The organism is Mesorhizobium sp. M4B.F.Ca.ET.017.02.2.1 (assembly GCF_003998955.1).
GTDB classification, from domain to species: domain Bacteria; phylum Pseudomonadota; class Alphaproteobacteria; order Rhizobiales; family Rhizobiaceae; genus Mesorhizobium; species Mesorhizobium abyssinicae.
This window is the reverse complement of the sequence record NZ_RZOF01000164.1, coordinates 1-13,061: the sequence shown is the minus strand read 5'-3', so window position 1 is coordinate 13,061 and position 13,061 is coordinate 1. Positions and strand designations below refer to the sequence as shown.

General features: G+C 64.8%; 15 protein-coding genes and 1 riboswitch. Of the genes, 7 read left to right on the top strand and 8 right to left on the bottom strand.

Annotation, left to right across the window (positions count from 1 at the left end):
- The 4 genes from EN738_RS19490 to EN738_RS19475 form a co-directional block, all read right to left on the bottom strand.
- Nucleotides 1-811: ABC transporter ATP-binding protein (locus EN738_RS19490; RefSeq protein ID WP_145966881.1), on the bottom strand; the 811-nt coding region annotated here is incomplete at its 3' end.
- A gap of 67 nt (nt 812-878) precedes the next feature.
- Nucleotides 879-1,730: a carbohydrate ABC transporter permease gene (locus EN738_RS19485; RefSeq protein WP_127285127.1), complete on the bottom strand. Its 852-nt coding sequence runs from the start codon at nt 1,728-1,730 to the stop codon at nt 879-881.
- Nucleotides 1,730-2,617 (bottom strand): sugar ABC transporter permease, encoded by an 888-nt coding sequence (locus EN738_RS19480; protein WP_127285126.1) that lies wholly within the window; start codon nt 2,615-2,617, stop codon nt 1,730-1,732. Before EN738_RS19480 ends, EN738_RS19485 begins: the two co-directional genes overlap by 1 nt.
- A 65-nt stretch (nt 2,618-2,682) precedes the next feature.
- Complete coding sequence (locus EN738_RS19475) at nt 2,683-3,954, bottom strand: ABC transporter substrate-binding protein (protein WP_127285125.1); 1,272 nt, start codon at nt 3,952-3,954, stop codon at nt 2,683-2,685.
- Nucleotides 3,955-4,069: 115 nt separating this feature from the next.
- Between EN738_RS19475 and EN738_RS19470 the strand changes: the two genes are divergently transcribed.
- On the top strand, nt 4,070-5,248 hold the full coding sequence (locus tag EN738_RS19470) for an ROK family transcriptional regulator (RefSeq protein WP_127285124.1): 1,179 nt from the start codon (nt 4,070-4,072) through the stop codon (nt 5,246-5,248).
- A 41-nt stretch (nt 5,249-5,289) separates the two neighbouring features.
- Here EN738_RS19470 and EN738_RS19465 read toward each other — a convergent pair whose 3' ends face one another.
- The 3 genes from EN738_RS19465 to EN738_RS19455 form a co-directional block, all read right to left on the bottom strand.
- Entirely contained in the window at nt 5,290-5,766 is a 477-nt protein-coding gene (locus EN738_RS19465; protein ID WP_127285123.1) for an isoprenylcysteine carboxylmethyltransferase family protein, read from the bottom strand.
- Nucleotides 5,763-6,764 (bottom strand): DUF1624 domain-containing protein, encoded by a 1,002-nt coding sequence (locus tag EN738_RS19460; protein ID WP_127285122.1) that lies wholly within the window; start codon nt 6,762-6,764, stop codon nt 5,763-5,765. Before EN738_RS19460 ends, EN738_RS19465 begins: the two co-directional genes overlap by 4 nt.
- Nucleotides 6,765-6,975: 211 nt before the next feature.
- Nucleotides 6,976-8,154, bottom strand: coding sequence for an aromatic ring-hydroxylating dioxygenase subunit alpha (locus EN738_RS19455; protein ID WP_127285121.1), 1,179 nt, complete (start codon nt 8,152-8,154; stop codon nt 6,976-6,978).
- Nucleotides 8,155-8,286: 132 nt separating this feature from the next.
- Between EN738_RS19455 and EN738_RS19450 the strand changes: the two genes are divergently transcribed.
- From EN738_RS19450 to cobO, 5 genes are all read left to right on the top strand, one after another.
- Entirely contained in the window at nt 8,287-8,979 is a 693-nt protein-coding gene (locus EN738_RS19450; RefSeq protein WP_127285120.1) for a gamma-glutamylcyclotransferase, read from the top strand.
- Nucleotides 8,980-9,043: 64 nt separating this feature from the next.
- A riboswitch (cobalamin riboswitch) is annotated at nt 9,044-9,238 on the top strand.
- A 36-nt stretch (nt 9,239-9,274) separates the two neighbouring features.
- Complete coding sequence (locus EN738_RS19445; RefSeq protein ID WP_126054052.1) at nt 9,275-9,454, top strand: CbtB domain-containing protein; 180 nt, start codon at nt 9,275-9,277, stop codon at nt 9,452-9,454.
- Nucleotides 9,455-9,469: 15 nt separating this feature from the next.
- On the top strand, nt 9,470-10,267 hold the full coding sequence (locus tag EN738_RS19440) for a CbtA family protein (RefSeq protein ID WP_127285119.1): 798 nt from the start codon (nt 9,470-9,472) through the stop codon (nt 10,265-10,267).
- Entirely contained in the window at nt 10,260-10,775 is a 516-nt protein-coding gene (gene cobU, locus EN738_RS19435; protein WP_127285118.1) for a bifunctional adenosylcobinamide kinase/adenosylcobinamide-phosphate guanylyltransferase, read from the top strand. Before EN738_RS19440 ends, cobU begins: the two co-directional genes overlap by 8 nt.
- Nucleotide 10,776: 1 nt before the next feature.
- Complete coding sequence (gene cobO / locus EN738_RS19430) at nt 10,777-11,391, top strand: cob(I)yrinic acid a,c-diamide adenosyltransferase (RefSeq protein ID WP_127285117.1); 615 nt, start codon at nt 10,777-10,779, stop codon at nt 11,389-11,391.
- Here cobO and cbiB read toward each other — a convergent pair whose 3' ends face one another.
- On the bottom strand, nt 11,392-12,369 hold the full coding sequence (gene cbiB, locus EN738_RS19425) for an adenosylcobinamide-phosphate synthase CbiB (RefSeq protein ID WP_127285116.1): 978 nt from the start codon (nt 12,367-12,369) through the stop codon (nt 11,392-11,394).
- Here cbiB and EN738_RS19420 point away from each other — a divergent pair.
- On the top strand, nt 12,368-13,061 hold a 694-nt coding region (locus EN738_RS19420; RefSeq protein ID WP_127285115.1), incomplete at its 3' end, for an aminotransferase class I/II-fold pyridoxal phosphate-dependent enzyme. The genes cbiB and EN738_RS19420 overlap by 2 nt on opposite strands.

Here is a 13,061-nt window from a genome sequence, read left to right as displayed (position 1 = left end):
GATCAATGTCGCCGAAGGCAAATGCCGGCATTCCCGCCGCCGTCAGCGTCAGGCTGGCCGCGCCGACGGTTTCCACCCGCGCTTCGATGAAGTTCATGCGCGGCGCGCCGAGAAAGCCGGCGACGAAGATGTTGGCCGGGTTGGCGTAGAGCTCGAGAGGGGAGCCGACCTGCTCGACCTGCCCTTTGTTCAGCACCACGATCCGGTCCGCCATGGTCATGGCTTCGATCTGGTCGTGGGTGACGTAGACCATGGTGGAGCCGAGCTGGGCATGCAGGCTCGAAAGCTCCACCCGCATCTGCGTACGCAGCGCTGCGTCGAGGTTCGACAGCGGTTCGTCGAACAGAAACACCTCCGGCGAGCGGGTGATGGCGCGGCCGATCGCGACACGCTGGCGCTGCCCGCCGGACAATTGCTTGGGTCGTTTGTCGAGCTGCTCCTCAAGGCGAAGGATTTTGGCGGCGCGCTTGACGGCGGCATCGATCTCCGCCTTTGGCCGCTTCGCCATCCGCAAGCCGAAGCCCATGTTTTCCGCCACGGTCATGTGCGGGTAAAGCGCGTAGGACTGGAACACCATGGCGATGCCGCGATCGCCGGGTTCTTCCCGGGTGACATCGTGGCCGTTGATCACGACCTGGCCGGAATTGATGGTCTCAAGCCCGGCGATTGTCTTCAGCAAGGTCGACTTTCCGCAGCCCGAAGGCCCGACCATGACGACGAATTCGCCCTTTTCGATCTTCAGGTCGATCGCCTTCAGGGCATGATAGCCGGCGTAGTGCTTGTCGACCTTGCGCAATTCCACGCTGCTCATCGCGAGGCGCCTTTCCGTGTCTGCCGGTTGCGTCCGTATGGTCCGACCTGAAATCCTGAAGCGAAGATCATCCCTTGACCGCCCCCATGGTGAGGCCGCTGATGAAGTGCTTCTGCATCAGGAAGAACATGACGACCGGCGGCAGGGCGACGAAGATCGTTGCCGCCGAAATGATGTTCCAGGCCGACGTCCACTCGCCGCGCAGATTGTTGAGCCCGGCAGTTACGGGTTTGACCGCGTCGCTCTGGGTCAGCACGATCGCCCAGAAATAGTCGTTCCAGATGAAGGTGAAGGTGAGGATGGCGAGCGCCGCCAGTGCGGGCCGCACCAGCGGAACCACCACATGACGCAGCACCTGGAAGGGCGAAGCCCCTTCGGCGCGCGCGGCCTGGAACAATTCGCCGGGCAAGGCGGCGATGAAGTTGCGCATGAAAAGCGTCGCAAAGCCGGTCTGGAAGGCGATGTGGAAGACGATCAGGGCGTAGACGGTGTCGTAGAGGCCGAGCCTCACCATCAGATCACGCACCGGGATCATCATGATCTGGGCCGGCAGAAAATTGCCGCCGACAAACAATGCGAAAATGAGGTTTGAACCGCGGAACGGATAGCGGGACAGGACGAAGCCGGTCAACGTCGACAGGATCAGCACGCCGATCACCGAGGGAACGGTGATCAGCAGGCTGTTGAGGAAGAAGCGCAGCATCGCGGTCTGTTCGAAGACCGCCGTGTAATTCTCGATCAGGCTGAATTTCTGCGGCCAGCCCCAATAGTTGCCCGCCATCAGCTCTTCGTTGGAGCGGATCGACGTCAGCATCACGGCGAAGAGCGGCAACAGCCACAGCGCGACGACCAGGGTCACGCCGCCGACATAGAGCGCACGCTGGAGCTTGGCGTCTTCAGGGATCGGGCGGGGATACATCAGGCATTGCTCCGTTCGGCCTTGATGAGGCCTCGCAGGTACCAGGCGATGAAGACGATCATGATGGCGAAGAGAACCGTGGCGATCGCTGCGCCGTAGCCGAAGCGATAGGAAAAGATCGATTCCTCGTACATCTGGTAGGCGAGCACCGTCGACGAGCCATACGGGCCGCCGGTGGTCATGACCGCGACCATGTCGAAGGAGCGCAGCGCGCCGATCACCGTGACCGCGATGGCGATGAAGCCGACCTGCGACAGTTGCGGCAGGACCACATGGCGCAGCATGCGCCAGCCGCGCGCGCCGTCGACGCGTCCGGCGCCGATCAGGTCCTCGTTGAGGTTGTTCAGGCCGGCCAGGAACAGCACCATGCAGAAGGCGATCTGCGGCCACAGACCGGCGGTGGCCACCGCGAAGGTGGCGAAATTCTCGTCGGAAAGCAGCGCCGGCGCGGTGCCGCCGAACAGGCCGAAGATCAATTGCAGCAAACCATAGGTCGGATCGTAGACCCAACCGAAAACGACGCCCACGGTCACCGTGGCCAGCACCAGCGGGACAAAGAACAGCGATTTCAGGATGCGCATGCCGCCGATCTGCTGGTTGACGATCAGCGCCAGCGCGAGGCCGATCGGCGGCGCCAGCATGAAGATCAGCAGCCAGATGATATTGTTCTTGAGCGAGACGTAGAATTGCGGGTCTTCGGCCAGCTCGACATAGTTGGCGAGGCCGACCCAGGTCTTCGCGCCGATACCGTCCCAGTCGTGCAGCGAAATCCAGACCGTCTCGAAGGAGGCGGCAAGAATCACCAGGCTGAACAGGATGAGACCCGGCGGCAGAAGGAGAAGTGCCGGTGTCATCCAATGACGATTTCTGCGCCAGAAGCGGGGCATGGGAATTCATCCAAAAGAGAGACGGGACCGCCGGGAGAGGCGGCGGCCCGTCAGGTCCGGGAGGACTAACCGAAGATTCTCTTGCGGGTCTTTTCCAGCCGCTCGAGGATCTGCTCGCGCCGTTCGGGCTTGACCATGAATTCCTGGAGCCCGGTCATGCCTTCCTGGGCCATGTCCGGATCCGTGTCGCGATCGTAATATTGCGACGTGCCGACCACCTTCTTCAGTTCCTCGACCGCGGCGTTGACCAGCGGATCCTTGCTGGGCGGGCAGTCGTTGCGCGGCGGGATGGCTCCCTCGGCGGCGAGGAAGGCGCCCAGGTTCTCCGGCTTGTAGAAATAGGCGAGGAAGTCGCGCGCGCCTTGCTTGTTCTTGGCGTTGGCAGGCACGTGAATGGAGTTGACGGAGAAATCCTCATACCGGGCGACGCCGGGGACGACTTCGGGAAACGGCGCATAGGCGAGTTGCGGAACGTCGGCCTCCGGGAAGGCGGATCTGACGAAACCGCCGAGGTCCAGCATGGCCGCCTTCTTTTGCGCCAGCGCCGCACCTGCCTGTTCCCAGCCGAAGGAACTGTGGTTGGGCGAGAAGAAACCGGCCTTGATCAGATCGTTCCATTTGTCGAAGACGGGCGTCAGCATCGGATCGGTGTACTGGACCTTGCCGTCCATCAGCGCGATGTGCTTGTCGAGACCGTTGATGCGCAGGTTCATGTGGTCGAACCAGCCACCTGCGGGCCAAAGCTCCTTGGTGCCCATGCTCATCGGGATCATGCCAGCGGATTTCGCGGCCTCGCCGAAGGCGAGAAGGTCGGTCCAGGTCTTCGGCGGGGTCCAGTTGTGTTCGGCAAAGACGTCCTTGCGGTAGAACAGGCCCCAGAGCAGGCCGCCCATCGGCAGGCCATACTGCTTGTCGCCGACAGTGACGGCGCTGGTCGTGGCGCCGAGCACGCTCCTGTAGTTCTCGCGGGCAAACAGATCGGAGATGTCGTCGAACAGGCCCTTGTTGACGAACGCCTTCATGCGGTTGCCGGAGAACCAGAAGCAGATATCGGGGGCGCCGACGACGAGATAGCTGCGGATCGCGGTCTTGTGCGCCTCGTGATCCATGTTGTTGATGGTGACCTTGGCGCCGGATTTCGCCTCGTATTCGGCCGCCAGCCTGTGCAGGATGTCGCGTTGCCCGACATTGCTGAGGTTGGAGATGATGGTGATTTCCTGCGCCTGCGCCAGGGCCGGCAAGCAAAGCCCGCTTGCGGCGGAAGCGGCGAGGGCTGCGCCGGTGCCCTTCAGGAAACGGCGCCTTGTCGTGGACAGAGTCGTGACGTCGATGGCCATGGCTATTTTCTCCTCCCTGAGAGCAGCCGGATTCCGATTGAACCGGGGCAAGTCGTAGCGTATGCATATGAAGTCGGTCAATAGTTAATTTACAAAATTAATAATGAGGCAAGAAATGAAACTCAAGGGTGATCAGCAGACATCGCGCGCCATGAACCGACGATTGATCCTGAACATGATCCGCGCCGACGGACCGATGAGCAGGGCAGACATGGCGACGCGCAGCGGTCTGAGCCCGGCTGCGGTGACCTTCGTGGTCTCCGAGCTCTTGGACGAGAACATCCTCGTCGAGGGAGAAGCCAGCCTGGGGGCGCCAGGGAGGCGGCCTATCCCGATCAGTATAAATTATGCGGGCCGCCTGGTCGTAGGGCTCAAGCTGAAGGCCGGCGCCATCGATTGCGTGCTGACCGATCTTGCGACGACCCCGCTTGTCTCCAGGCAGGTGGCGGTGCCCGACCCGTCGCCTCAAAGTACGGTCGAGGCCTGCGCGGCCGCCGTCAAGGAATTGCTAGCGGACCGCAAGGCGCCGAGCGGCGCGCAGCTAAGCGGCATAGGCATCGCGGTGCCAGGTGTCATCGACAATGGCGTTTGCCGGCTCAGCCACCGGTTCAACTGGATCGACGTACCAATCGCGGCCATGCTCGCCGAACTCGTGCATGTGCCGGTCTGGGCTGACGACGACACCAATGCTTTCGCGCTGGCGCAGCAATTGTTCGGCCTCGGCCGGCATCATCGCACGGTCGGCGCGTTGGCGATCGGAGCCGGCATCAGCTGCGCCGTGGTGATCGACGGGGCCGTGCATCACGGCGCAAGCGGTGCCGCGGGCAAGATGGGGCACTCCATCTACAATCCGAACGGGCCACAATGCGAATGCGGCCGGCGCGGCTGCCTGCAGACCTTCTTCTCGGAGCCGGCCCTGGTGAGGCGGTGGCGTGAAGCGAAAGGCCTGCCGGGCGAGGCCTCCCGCCATGACATGTTCGAAGCGGCCCAGGCCGGTGACGAGACCGCCGTGGAGATCCTGCGCGAAGCCGGCGAAGGCATAGGCCGGTTCCTTGGCGGCTTCTGCAACATCATTGATCCGGAGGTCATCGTCGGCGGCGGTGAAGCGGTCAGCTTCGGCGACTATCTGTTCGAGCCGATGCGCGACGCGTTGAAGCGCTATGCGATGTGGAACCCGCCGCCGATCACGCCTGACTGGGCCGACGATTCCTGGGCGCGTGGCGCTGCCGCATTGGCTACCCAGAGGCTTTTCGATTTCGAAAGCAGGCCTGGGGAGACCAGGGCGGTCATGTAAACGAGGACCCGATCAAGTCTGGCGGCGCTTGCCCGCGAGGCTCAAATCCAGCGCCGCACCCGCTTGGCGTAGTCGCGGTATTTCTTGCCGAATTTCGCCGCCAACACCTTCTCCTCCTTCTCGATCGCCAGCTTCTGCGTGGCGAAGGCGGCGATGAAGGCAAACAGCAGGAACCAGGCGATCCCGGTGATGAAGGCGACGCCGATCAACAGCAGCGTGTTGGCGAGGTACATCGGGTTGCGGGTGATCGAGAACGGACCCGAAGTGACGAGATGGTCGGGCACCGCGTTGGGATTGAAGGTCGTCCTCGCCCGCAGCATGACGCGGATCGCCGTGAACCAGAGCGCGGCGACGAAGAACAGCGCCACCCAGCCGGCGGCAAACATAAGGTCGCCCAACAGGTCGCCGATCCACGGCAGCGGAAAGAAGAGGCCAAGCACGACGCTGGCGGCGATGGCAATGACATAGATCAGCGGCGGCCACGGGATGAGCCCGGGTTTCGGCTGACTGTCGGTCATTGCTGTCCTCCCTCCGTCGCGTCGTCAGTGCTCGCCGTGCAGGCGCCGGCGAGATCGGCGAGATGCGCCTTGAACTCCGGTGTCTGGTCGCCGTCGTAGAGCCTGTCCAGCGTCCCTTCGCCCTGCAGCGTATCAAGCATGCAGCCACAATAGCTCGTACAGAATTTGCTGTCGCGCTGCTGCTCGCAGGATATCTGGCAGGATCTGAGGAAGCTGGCGTCCTGGTCCAGCGGCGCCGCCGGCATCACCTGCGAAAACAGCCAGACCGAACCGAACAGCAGCGGCTGGTGGATCAGATAGAAGGCGAGGCTGTGGCGGCCGATGAAGACCAGCGGGTTCGACCAGCGGCCGGGCGCCAGCTTCGCCAGCCGGGCGAGCAGGCCGGACGTGGAGGCAAGTTTCGCCGCGGCAATGCCCAGCAGCACGGCGCCGAACCATGGGAAGAGCGGCACGTAGTCGTTGGAGCGCGGATTGGTCGCCGACAGGCCGACCCACCACAGCGCCGGATGGTCGAAGGCTTGCGAGCGCAGATAGAGCGGGGCGGCGATCACAAGCGCCGCGACGGCGATCGTCACCAGCGAGGGCAATCGCAGGAAGGCGAGGCCGAGCAGAGAGGCGAGCGCGATCTCGTGCAATATGCCGAAGAAGATGAAGCCATCGGGCGTGGCGATGCGGGTGATCAACGATATGGCCAGCGCCGCCACGGCGACCATGGCGAAGCGCTTCCAGAAGCCCGGCCAGCGGATCTTCCTTCCATGGGCGAGGAACAGGCTGACGCCGACCAGGAACAGGAAGGTCGAGGCGATGCAGCGCGCGTAGATCTTCCACCAGCCGAAGGCGGTGAGGCCGGGATCGGTGTAGCCGAAATTCTCGAGGTCCCAGGTGAAATGGTAGCTCGCCATGGCCAGCAGGGCCAAGCCGCGCACGATGTCGATGGCGACGATGCGTCCTTGCTTCGGCGTGTCCTGAACAGGTTCGGCCGGCGTTTGAAGGCTCATCGTGTCTCGCATTCCGATTCAGTGATGCCAAACGACTATCATGGTTCAACCAGACAAAAGAAGGCGGGACTGCTGTGGCATGCATCAATCTGCCCGCCGTTTTCCTCCGGGCGGTTCGAGGGGTGGCCGAGCCTGGGTTCAGCGTTCGCCACGGGCGGGCTGCTGGCGGCGGCCGTGGCTTTGTCACCTGACGGCGTCTGCCGAAGTCGCTCTAGGGTTTGGGCGAAAATGCCTGATACCGCGCGCGCACCCATTCGTGGAAACGGTGCAGGTCGTATTCCTCCGGCATCAGCACGCCGGCCTTGTGGCGCATCGAACGCAGGCCCTTCTGGTTGACCTCGCAGATCGCCGCGTCCTCTTCCAGCACCTGCCTGCCGAAGGCGACGATGTTGTCGATGTCGGCTTCCGGCGAGGCGAGCGCTTCGGCCGGGAACAGCCATTCGGCCGACAGTTCAGTCTGCTCCGGGCCGAGCGGCACCAGCCGTACGGTGCGGACATAGTCGACATGGCCGACGATGAACATCGACGGCAGGCTCGTGGCGTAGGTCTGGCCGGCGGCGCATTCGGCCGGCGTCAGGCCGGCAAACACCGGACCGTGCACGTGGCCGTCGCGCGACCAGGTCTCGGCGCCGGCGCGCAGGCCGCCGGAGAATTCCGGCGCGTCATTGTCGGCGTGGCGCGCGCATTCGGGATCGTCGTGCCTCGCCATCAGGCCTCGGCCATAGATCGGCACCAGCCGCGACAGGTCCTTGTGGACGCCGGGGCAATGCAGGCACTCGTTGAAGTTCTCCCAAAAGATCTTCCAGTTGCAGTTCATCACCTTGCGCAGCGCATGGCCGGTGACCAGCGTCTCCAGCGGCCAGTTGGCGAGATTGCCGGAAGCCCGGTCGAAGGAGGCTTCCGCCGAGCCGGCGGCATCTCCGGCGAGGTTGATGAAGACGAAGCCGCGCCACACCGACAGCGCCACGCCATAGAGCGGATAGTCGGCCTTGTCGAAGCCTTCGGGCAGCGACTTCGACGGCACGCGCACGAGGTCGCCGCGCAGCGAATAGGACCAGGCGTGGTAGGGGCAGGTCAGCAGCCTGGCCTTCAGCCTTCCCTCGCTCTCCTGGCAAAGCTGCGAGCCGCGATGCCGGCAGGTGTTGTGGAAGGCGCGCAATTCGCCGGCCTCGTCGCGCAGCACCACGATCTCCTGCGTGCCGACGCGGAATGTCCTGAAAGCCAGCGGCTGGGCAAGGTCGGCCTCGCGGCAGACCAGCAGCCAGCTTTTGTACCAGATCGCGTCGAGGTCACGACCGTAAGCCCCGGCATCCCAATAGGCCGACGAGGGCAGGGTCGGCTCAAGCCTGGTCAGGCCGGTGTAGAGGTCGTCGCTCGGTTTGGGCTGCATAGGCGGCTCCCTGAATGGTCCAGCCGACACCCGGCCAGGATGTTTGTCAATCGCTCGCGCCGTGGCCATTGTGGCACGCAATCGCCGCCCCTAAGGTCGGCGCTTCACAAGTCGGGTGCCCAGGGACAGTTCATGCCGCCAAGGACAATGTCGCTCACCGAGGAGCTGGTCGCGCGCTGCTTTCGCGTCGTCGAGGACAGCGGGCCTGATCCCAACGCGATGCATCTGGACGATGCCGACTATGAAGCGATGCTGGACACGCTCGAGGCTGAGCTGCCTGGCAGCGAACCGCTCTGGCTGTTCGGCTACGGCTCGCTGATCTGGAAGCCCGAGATCGATCATGTCGAGGAACGGGTTGCGGTCCCGCGCGGCTGGCACAGGTCCTTCTGCATGAAGATGACGCGCTGGCGCGGCACCAGGGAGCAGCCTGGCCTGATGATGGCGCTGGACCGGGGCGGGCAGTGCAAGGGCGTCGCCTTCAGGCTTGGCGACGCCGACCGGCGCCAGCAGCTCGACAAGGTTCTGCGGCGCGAAGTGACACTGAAGCCGACCAGCTACCATCCGCGCCTGCTCAACCTTTCGAGCGACGGCGGCACGTTGCGGGCACTGGCCTTCGTCATCAACCGCAAGGGCACAACCTATGCCGGCCCGCTTGAGGAAAAAGAGGTGGTCGAAAGGCTGGCGACATCCTGCGGGCACTGGGGATCGGGCGCAGACTATCTTTACAACACGGTGAAGAACCTCGAGCAGCGCGGCATCCATGACCGCCATCTGTGGCGGCTGCAGCATCTGGTTGCCGAGCGGATTGCCGCGTCGGACAGCTAGGCCCGGTGGCGCATTTGCGCTGGTGGCCGCCGGAATTTGGTTTGCCGGGCGCGACGATTCTGCCTATAGTCCTGCCGTCGTCGGTTCCGTTTTTGGAGCCAAGAGGGAATGCGGTGAGGGCGAATTCGTCCAATGCCGTGGCTGCCCCCGCAACTGTGTGCGGTAGTCCTCTCCAAGACCACTGAGGAAAATCCTCGGGAAGGTGGGGAAGGGCGCTGATCCGCGAGCCAGGAGACCTGCCGGCGACAGAAACGTTGAATTCTATGCCCTCGGGTGGAGGGCGAAAGGACAAGACATGACGACCGCTTCCGTCTCCCTCGGCACCTCCGTCTCCTCGCAGTCGCGCTTCATGCAGCTGGCCATGGCCGCGTTGCTCGGCATTTTCGTCGTCGGCTTTGTCGGCTTCTCGCATCTCGATGCGGTCCACAACGCAGCTCACGACTACCGCCACTCGATGGCGTTTCCCTGCCACTGACAAGGGCCTGACATCATGAACCTGTTTCGCAACGTCGTGTTCATCGCGGCGATTGCAGGGCTCGTGGCCGGCGTCGTTCTCGCTTGCCTGCAGGCCTATGCAACCGTGCCGCTGATCCTCAAGGCGGAAGTCTACGAACAGGCCGGCGGCGGCCATCATCATGATCATGCCGCGGCGCCTGCCGAGACCGGCGACGCCATGAGCTCCGCCGCTCCGGCCGGAAATGCCATGAGTTCCGCGCCGGCTCCGGCCGAAGCGGCCGCGCCAGCGGAAGACGAGGGCTGGGCACCGGCCGACGGCTTCGAGCGTTTCGCCTTCAACGTCGTCGCCAACATCGTCACCGGCATCGGCTTCGCGCTGATCCTGGTCGCGGTTTCGGAATTCGCCGGTGGTATCGGCAACTGGCGCCAGGGCGTGTTCTGGGGTCTCGCCGGCTTTGCCGTGTTCACGCTGGCGCCGGGCCTCGGCCTGCCGCCGGAACTGCCGGCGATGCCGGCCGCCGAACTCCTGCCGCGCCAGATCTGGTGGACGGCGACAGCGGTCGCGACCGCCGCCGGACTCGGCCTGATCGCTTTCCGCAAGTCGCTGCCGCTGGCGATCCTGGCCGTGGCCCTGATCGTCGCGCCGCACATCGTCGGCGCGCCGCAGCCGGAAAGCTTCGAGACGCCGATTCCCGAAGGCCTGCATCACCAGTTCGTGGTGGCGGTGACGGTCACCGACCTGGTGTTCTGGCTGGTGCTGGGCGCTGCCGTCGGCGTGGTGCGCGGCCGCTTCACCGGCACGGCCACCAGCCTGCGCGACAGCTTTGCCTGATCGCAGGGGACTGACCTTCATCATCGGCGGTGCGCGCTCCGGCAAGAGTGCGCATGCCGAAACCCTGGTGACGGCGAGTCCCTCGCCATGGGCTTACATCGCCACCGCGGAAGCCTATGACGATGAGATGCGCGAGCGCATCGCGCTGCATCGGGCGCGTCGCGGCGAGGGCTGGGCGACGGTCGACGCGCCGCTCGATCTTGCCGCCGCGATCGAGGCGCTGCCTGACCACCAACCCGTCTTGATCGACTGCCTGACTCTGTGGCTGACCAATCATATGCTGGCCGAGCGCGACCTCGATGCGGAATGCCGGCGGCTTGTGGATGTTCTATCGCGGCCGCGCGGGCCGTGGTTCGTGGTGTCCAACGAGGTCGGCCTGGGCATCGTGCCCGACAATGCGCTGGCGAGGCGGTTTCGCGATGCGGCCGGCCGGCTCAACCAGCAGGTCGCCGCCGTCGCCAATACGGTGCTGCTGATGGTGGCCGGTCTGCCGCTGAAGGTGAAGTGAGATGACTGAGACCGATGACAAGGATGCCGAGCGCCACCGCGCCAAGATGGCCAAGCGCAAGGCTGTGCAGGATGCCGAGGTGGCGGCAAAGACGATCGAGAAGGGGCTGCTGATCGTCAACACCGGCCCGGGCAAGGGCAAGACCACGGCCGCCTTCGGGCTGGCGCTCAGGATGCTCGGCTACGGCAGGCGCGTCGGCGTCGTGCAGTTCATCAAGGGCAAATGGCATACCGGCGAGAAGGACGCCTTCGCCGCCTTCGGCGACCGCGTCGTCTGGCATGCGATGGGCGAGGGCTTCACCTGGGAGACGCAGGACCTGAAGCGCGATATCGCCGCCGCCGAGGCCGCCTGGGCAAAAGCACTGGAGCTGATGGCGGATCCGTCGATCAGCCTTGTCGTGCTCGACGAGCTCAACATCGCGCTGCGCTACGACTATCTCGATCTGGAAAAGGTCGTTGCCGCGCTGAAGGCGCGCCGTGCTGACCTGCATATCATCGTCACCGGCCGAAACGCCAAGCCGCTGCTCGTCGAGGCGGCCGATCTCGTCACCGAAATGGGCCTCACCAAGCACCATTTCTCGGCGGGCGTGAAAGCCCAGCAAGGCATCGAGTTCTGATCACATCGTCAGATAGATCAACAGCGCCGACAGCATGCCGAACAGCGCGATCAGCAGCCAGTCGGCCACCTGGTAGAGCTTCAGCGCCTGCCTGATGTCGAGGCTTTCCGCCTCGCGCCGGCCGCCTTCGCCCATGTAGGCATCCTCGACGACCACGCCGCTGTAGCTGCGCGGGCCGGCCAGGGCGAGACCCAACGCGCCGGCCATCGCCGCCTCCGGCCAGCCGGCATTGGGCGAACGGTGCTTTTTCGCGTCGCGCCGCATGGCCTGCCAGGCGTTGCGGGGGTCCGCGCCTTTGACGAAGAAGGCAGCCAGCACGATCAGCAGCCCTGTCAGCCGCGATGCCGGCAGGTTGATCCAGTCGTCGAAGCGCGCCGCCGCCCAGCCGAAGGCCTCATGGCGCGGCGTGCGGTGGCCGATCATCGAATCGGCGGTGTTGGCGGCCTTGTAGGCGACGCCGCCGGCCAGGCCGCAGACCCCGGTCCAGAAGGCCGGAGCGACGATGCCGTCGGAGAAATTCTCGGCCAGGCTTTCGATCGCCGCGCGGGAAACGCCTGCCTTGTCGAGCTTTTCGGGATCGCGGCCGACGATGCGCGAGACGGCGATGCGGCCGAGCGTAAGGCCGCCGGTGTCGAGCGCGTCGGCCACCGCCTCGACATGATCGGCCAGGCTCTTCTGCGACATGAGCGTCGACGCCAGGATCGCGGTGATGATGAGGCCGACCGGAAACATCTGCCAGAGCAGGAGCTGCACGGCAAAAGCGATGGCCGCCGGCACCAGAACAATGACCAGCAGAGCCATGACGCCCCGGCGGCGACGCTGAGCGTCGGAATCAGTGGCGCGGTTGAGCGCGCGATCGAGAAAGGATATCAGCCTGCCGAACCAGGTGACGGGATGGCCGATGGCCCCGAACAGCCAGTCCGGGTAGCCGAGTGCCCGCTCAATGACCAATGACAGGAAGGCAATCAGTATCGACATGAAGCTTCTTGATGGAGCGATTGCGGCAGTGGATCACGGCGGATCCCTTGGCCGGGCGAGCGCGCTCTTCCCTCACGCGCCACGGCCTTTCGTCGATCTCTCGACGGGTATCAATCCGCACTCCTATCCAATTTTCGAATTGCCCGCCACCACCCTGTCGCGATTGCCGGAAGCGGCGCGGCTCGGCGAACTTCGAGCGGTCGCGGCCGGCGCCTATGGCGCGCCGTCGACGGCGCATGTGGCGGCCGCGCCCGGCACGCAGATCCTGCTGCCGCGCGTTGCCTCGCTGGTGAAGCCCGGCAAGGCGCTGGTGCTCGGGCCGACCTATGCCGAGCACAGCCGAGCCGCCGCCATCGCCGGCCATGCGGCGGCCGACGTCGATGATGTCGAAGCGCTTGCCGAGGCCGACCTCGCCGTTGTCGTCAACCCCAACAATCCGGACGGTCGCGTCGTCGAGCGCGAAAGACTGCTTCAGCTTGCCGCCCACCTTCGCGCCAAGGGCGGCCTGCTGGTCGTCGACGAGGCGTTCATGGATGTCGGGCCGGGAGGGGAAAGCCTGGCCGGCGATGTCGGGCAGGGCGGCATCGTCGTGCTGCGTTCCTTCGGCAAGTTCTTCGGCCTTGCCGGTGTCAGGCTCGGCTTCGCGCTGGCCGACACGCTGACGGTCCAGCGGCTGGAGACGCAACTGGGAC

What these genes read in the sequence shown, in the direction of transcription:
- EN738_RS19485 (WP_127285127.1), bottom strand. Translation starts at nt 1,730, where the DNA reads ATGTATCCCCGCCCGATCCCTGAAGACGCCAAGCTCCAGCGTGCGCTC.
- EN738_RS19480 (WP_127285126.1), bottom strand. Translation starts at nt 2,617, where the DNA reads ATGCCCCGCTTCTGGCGCAGAAATCGTCATTGGATGACACCGGCACTT.
- EN738_RS19475 (WP_127285125.1), bottom strand. Translation starts at nt 3,954, where the DNA reads ATGGCCATCGACGTCACGACTCTGTCCACGACAAGGCGCCGTTTCCTG.
- EN738_RS19470 (WP_127285124.1), top strand. Translation starts at nt 4,070, where the DNA reads ATGAAACTCAAGGGTGATCAGCAGACATCGCGCGCCATGAACCGACGA.
- EN738_RS19465 (WP_127285123.1), bottom strand. Translation starts at nt 5,766, where the DNA reads ATGACCGACAGTCAGCCGAAACCCGGGCTCATCCCGTGGCCGCCGCTG.
- EN738_RS19460 (WP_127285122.1), bottom strand. Translation starts at nt 6,764, where the DNA reads ATGAGCCTTCAAACGCCGGCCGAACCTGTTCAGGACACGCCGAAGCAA.
- EN738_RS19455 (WP_127285121.1), bottom strand. Translation starts at nt 8,154, where the DNA reads ATGCAGCCCAAACCGAGCGACGACCTCTACACCGGCCTGACCAGGCTT.
- EN738_RS19450 (WP_127285120.1), top strand. Translation starts at nt 8,287, where the DNA reads ATGCCGCCAAGGACAATGTCGCTCACCGAGGAGCTGGTCGCGCGCTGC.
- EN738_RS19445 (WP_126054052.1), top strand. Translation starts at nt 9,275, where the DNA reads ATGACGACCGCTTCCGTCTCCCTCGGCACCTCCGTCTCCTCGCAGTCG.
- EN738_RS19440 (WP_127285119.1), top strand. Translation starts at nt 9,470, where the DNA reads ATGAACCTGTTTCGCAACGTCGTGTTCATCGCGGCGATTGCAGGGCTC.
- cobO (WP_127285117.1), top strand. Translation starts at nt 10,777, where the DNA reads ATGACTGAGACCGATGACAAGGATGCCGAGCGCCACCGCGCCAAGATG.
- cbiB (WP_127285116.1), bottom strand. Translation starts at nt 12,369, where the DNA reads ATGTCGATACTGATTGCCTTCCTGTCATTGGTCATTGAGCGGGCACTC.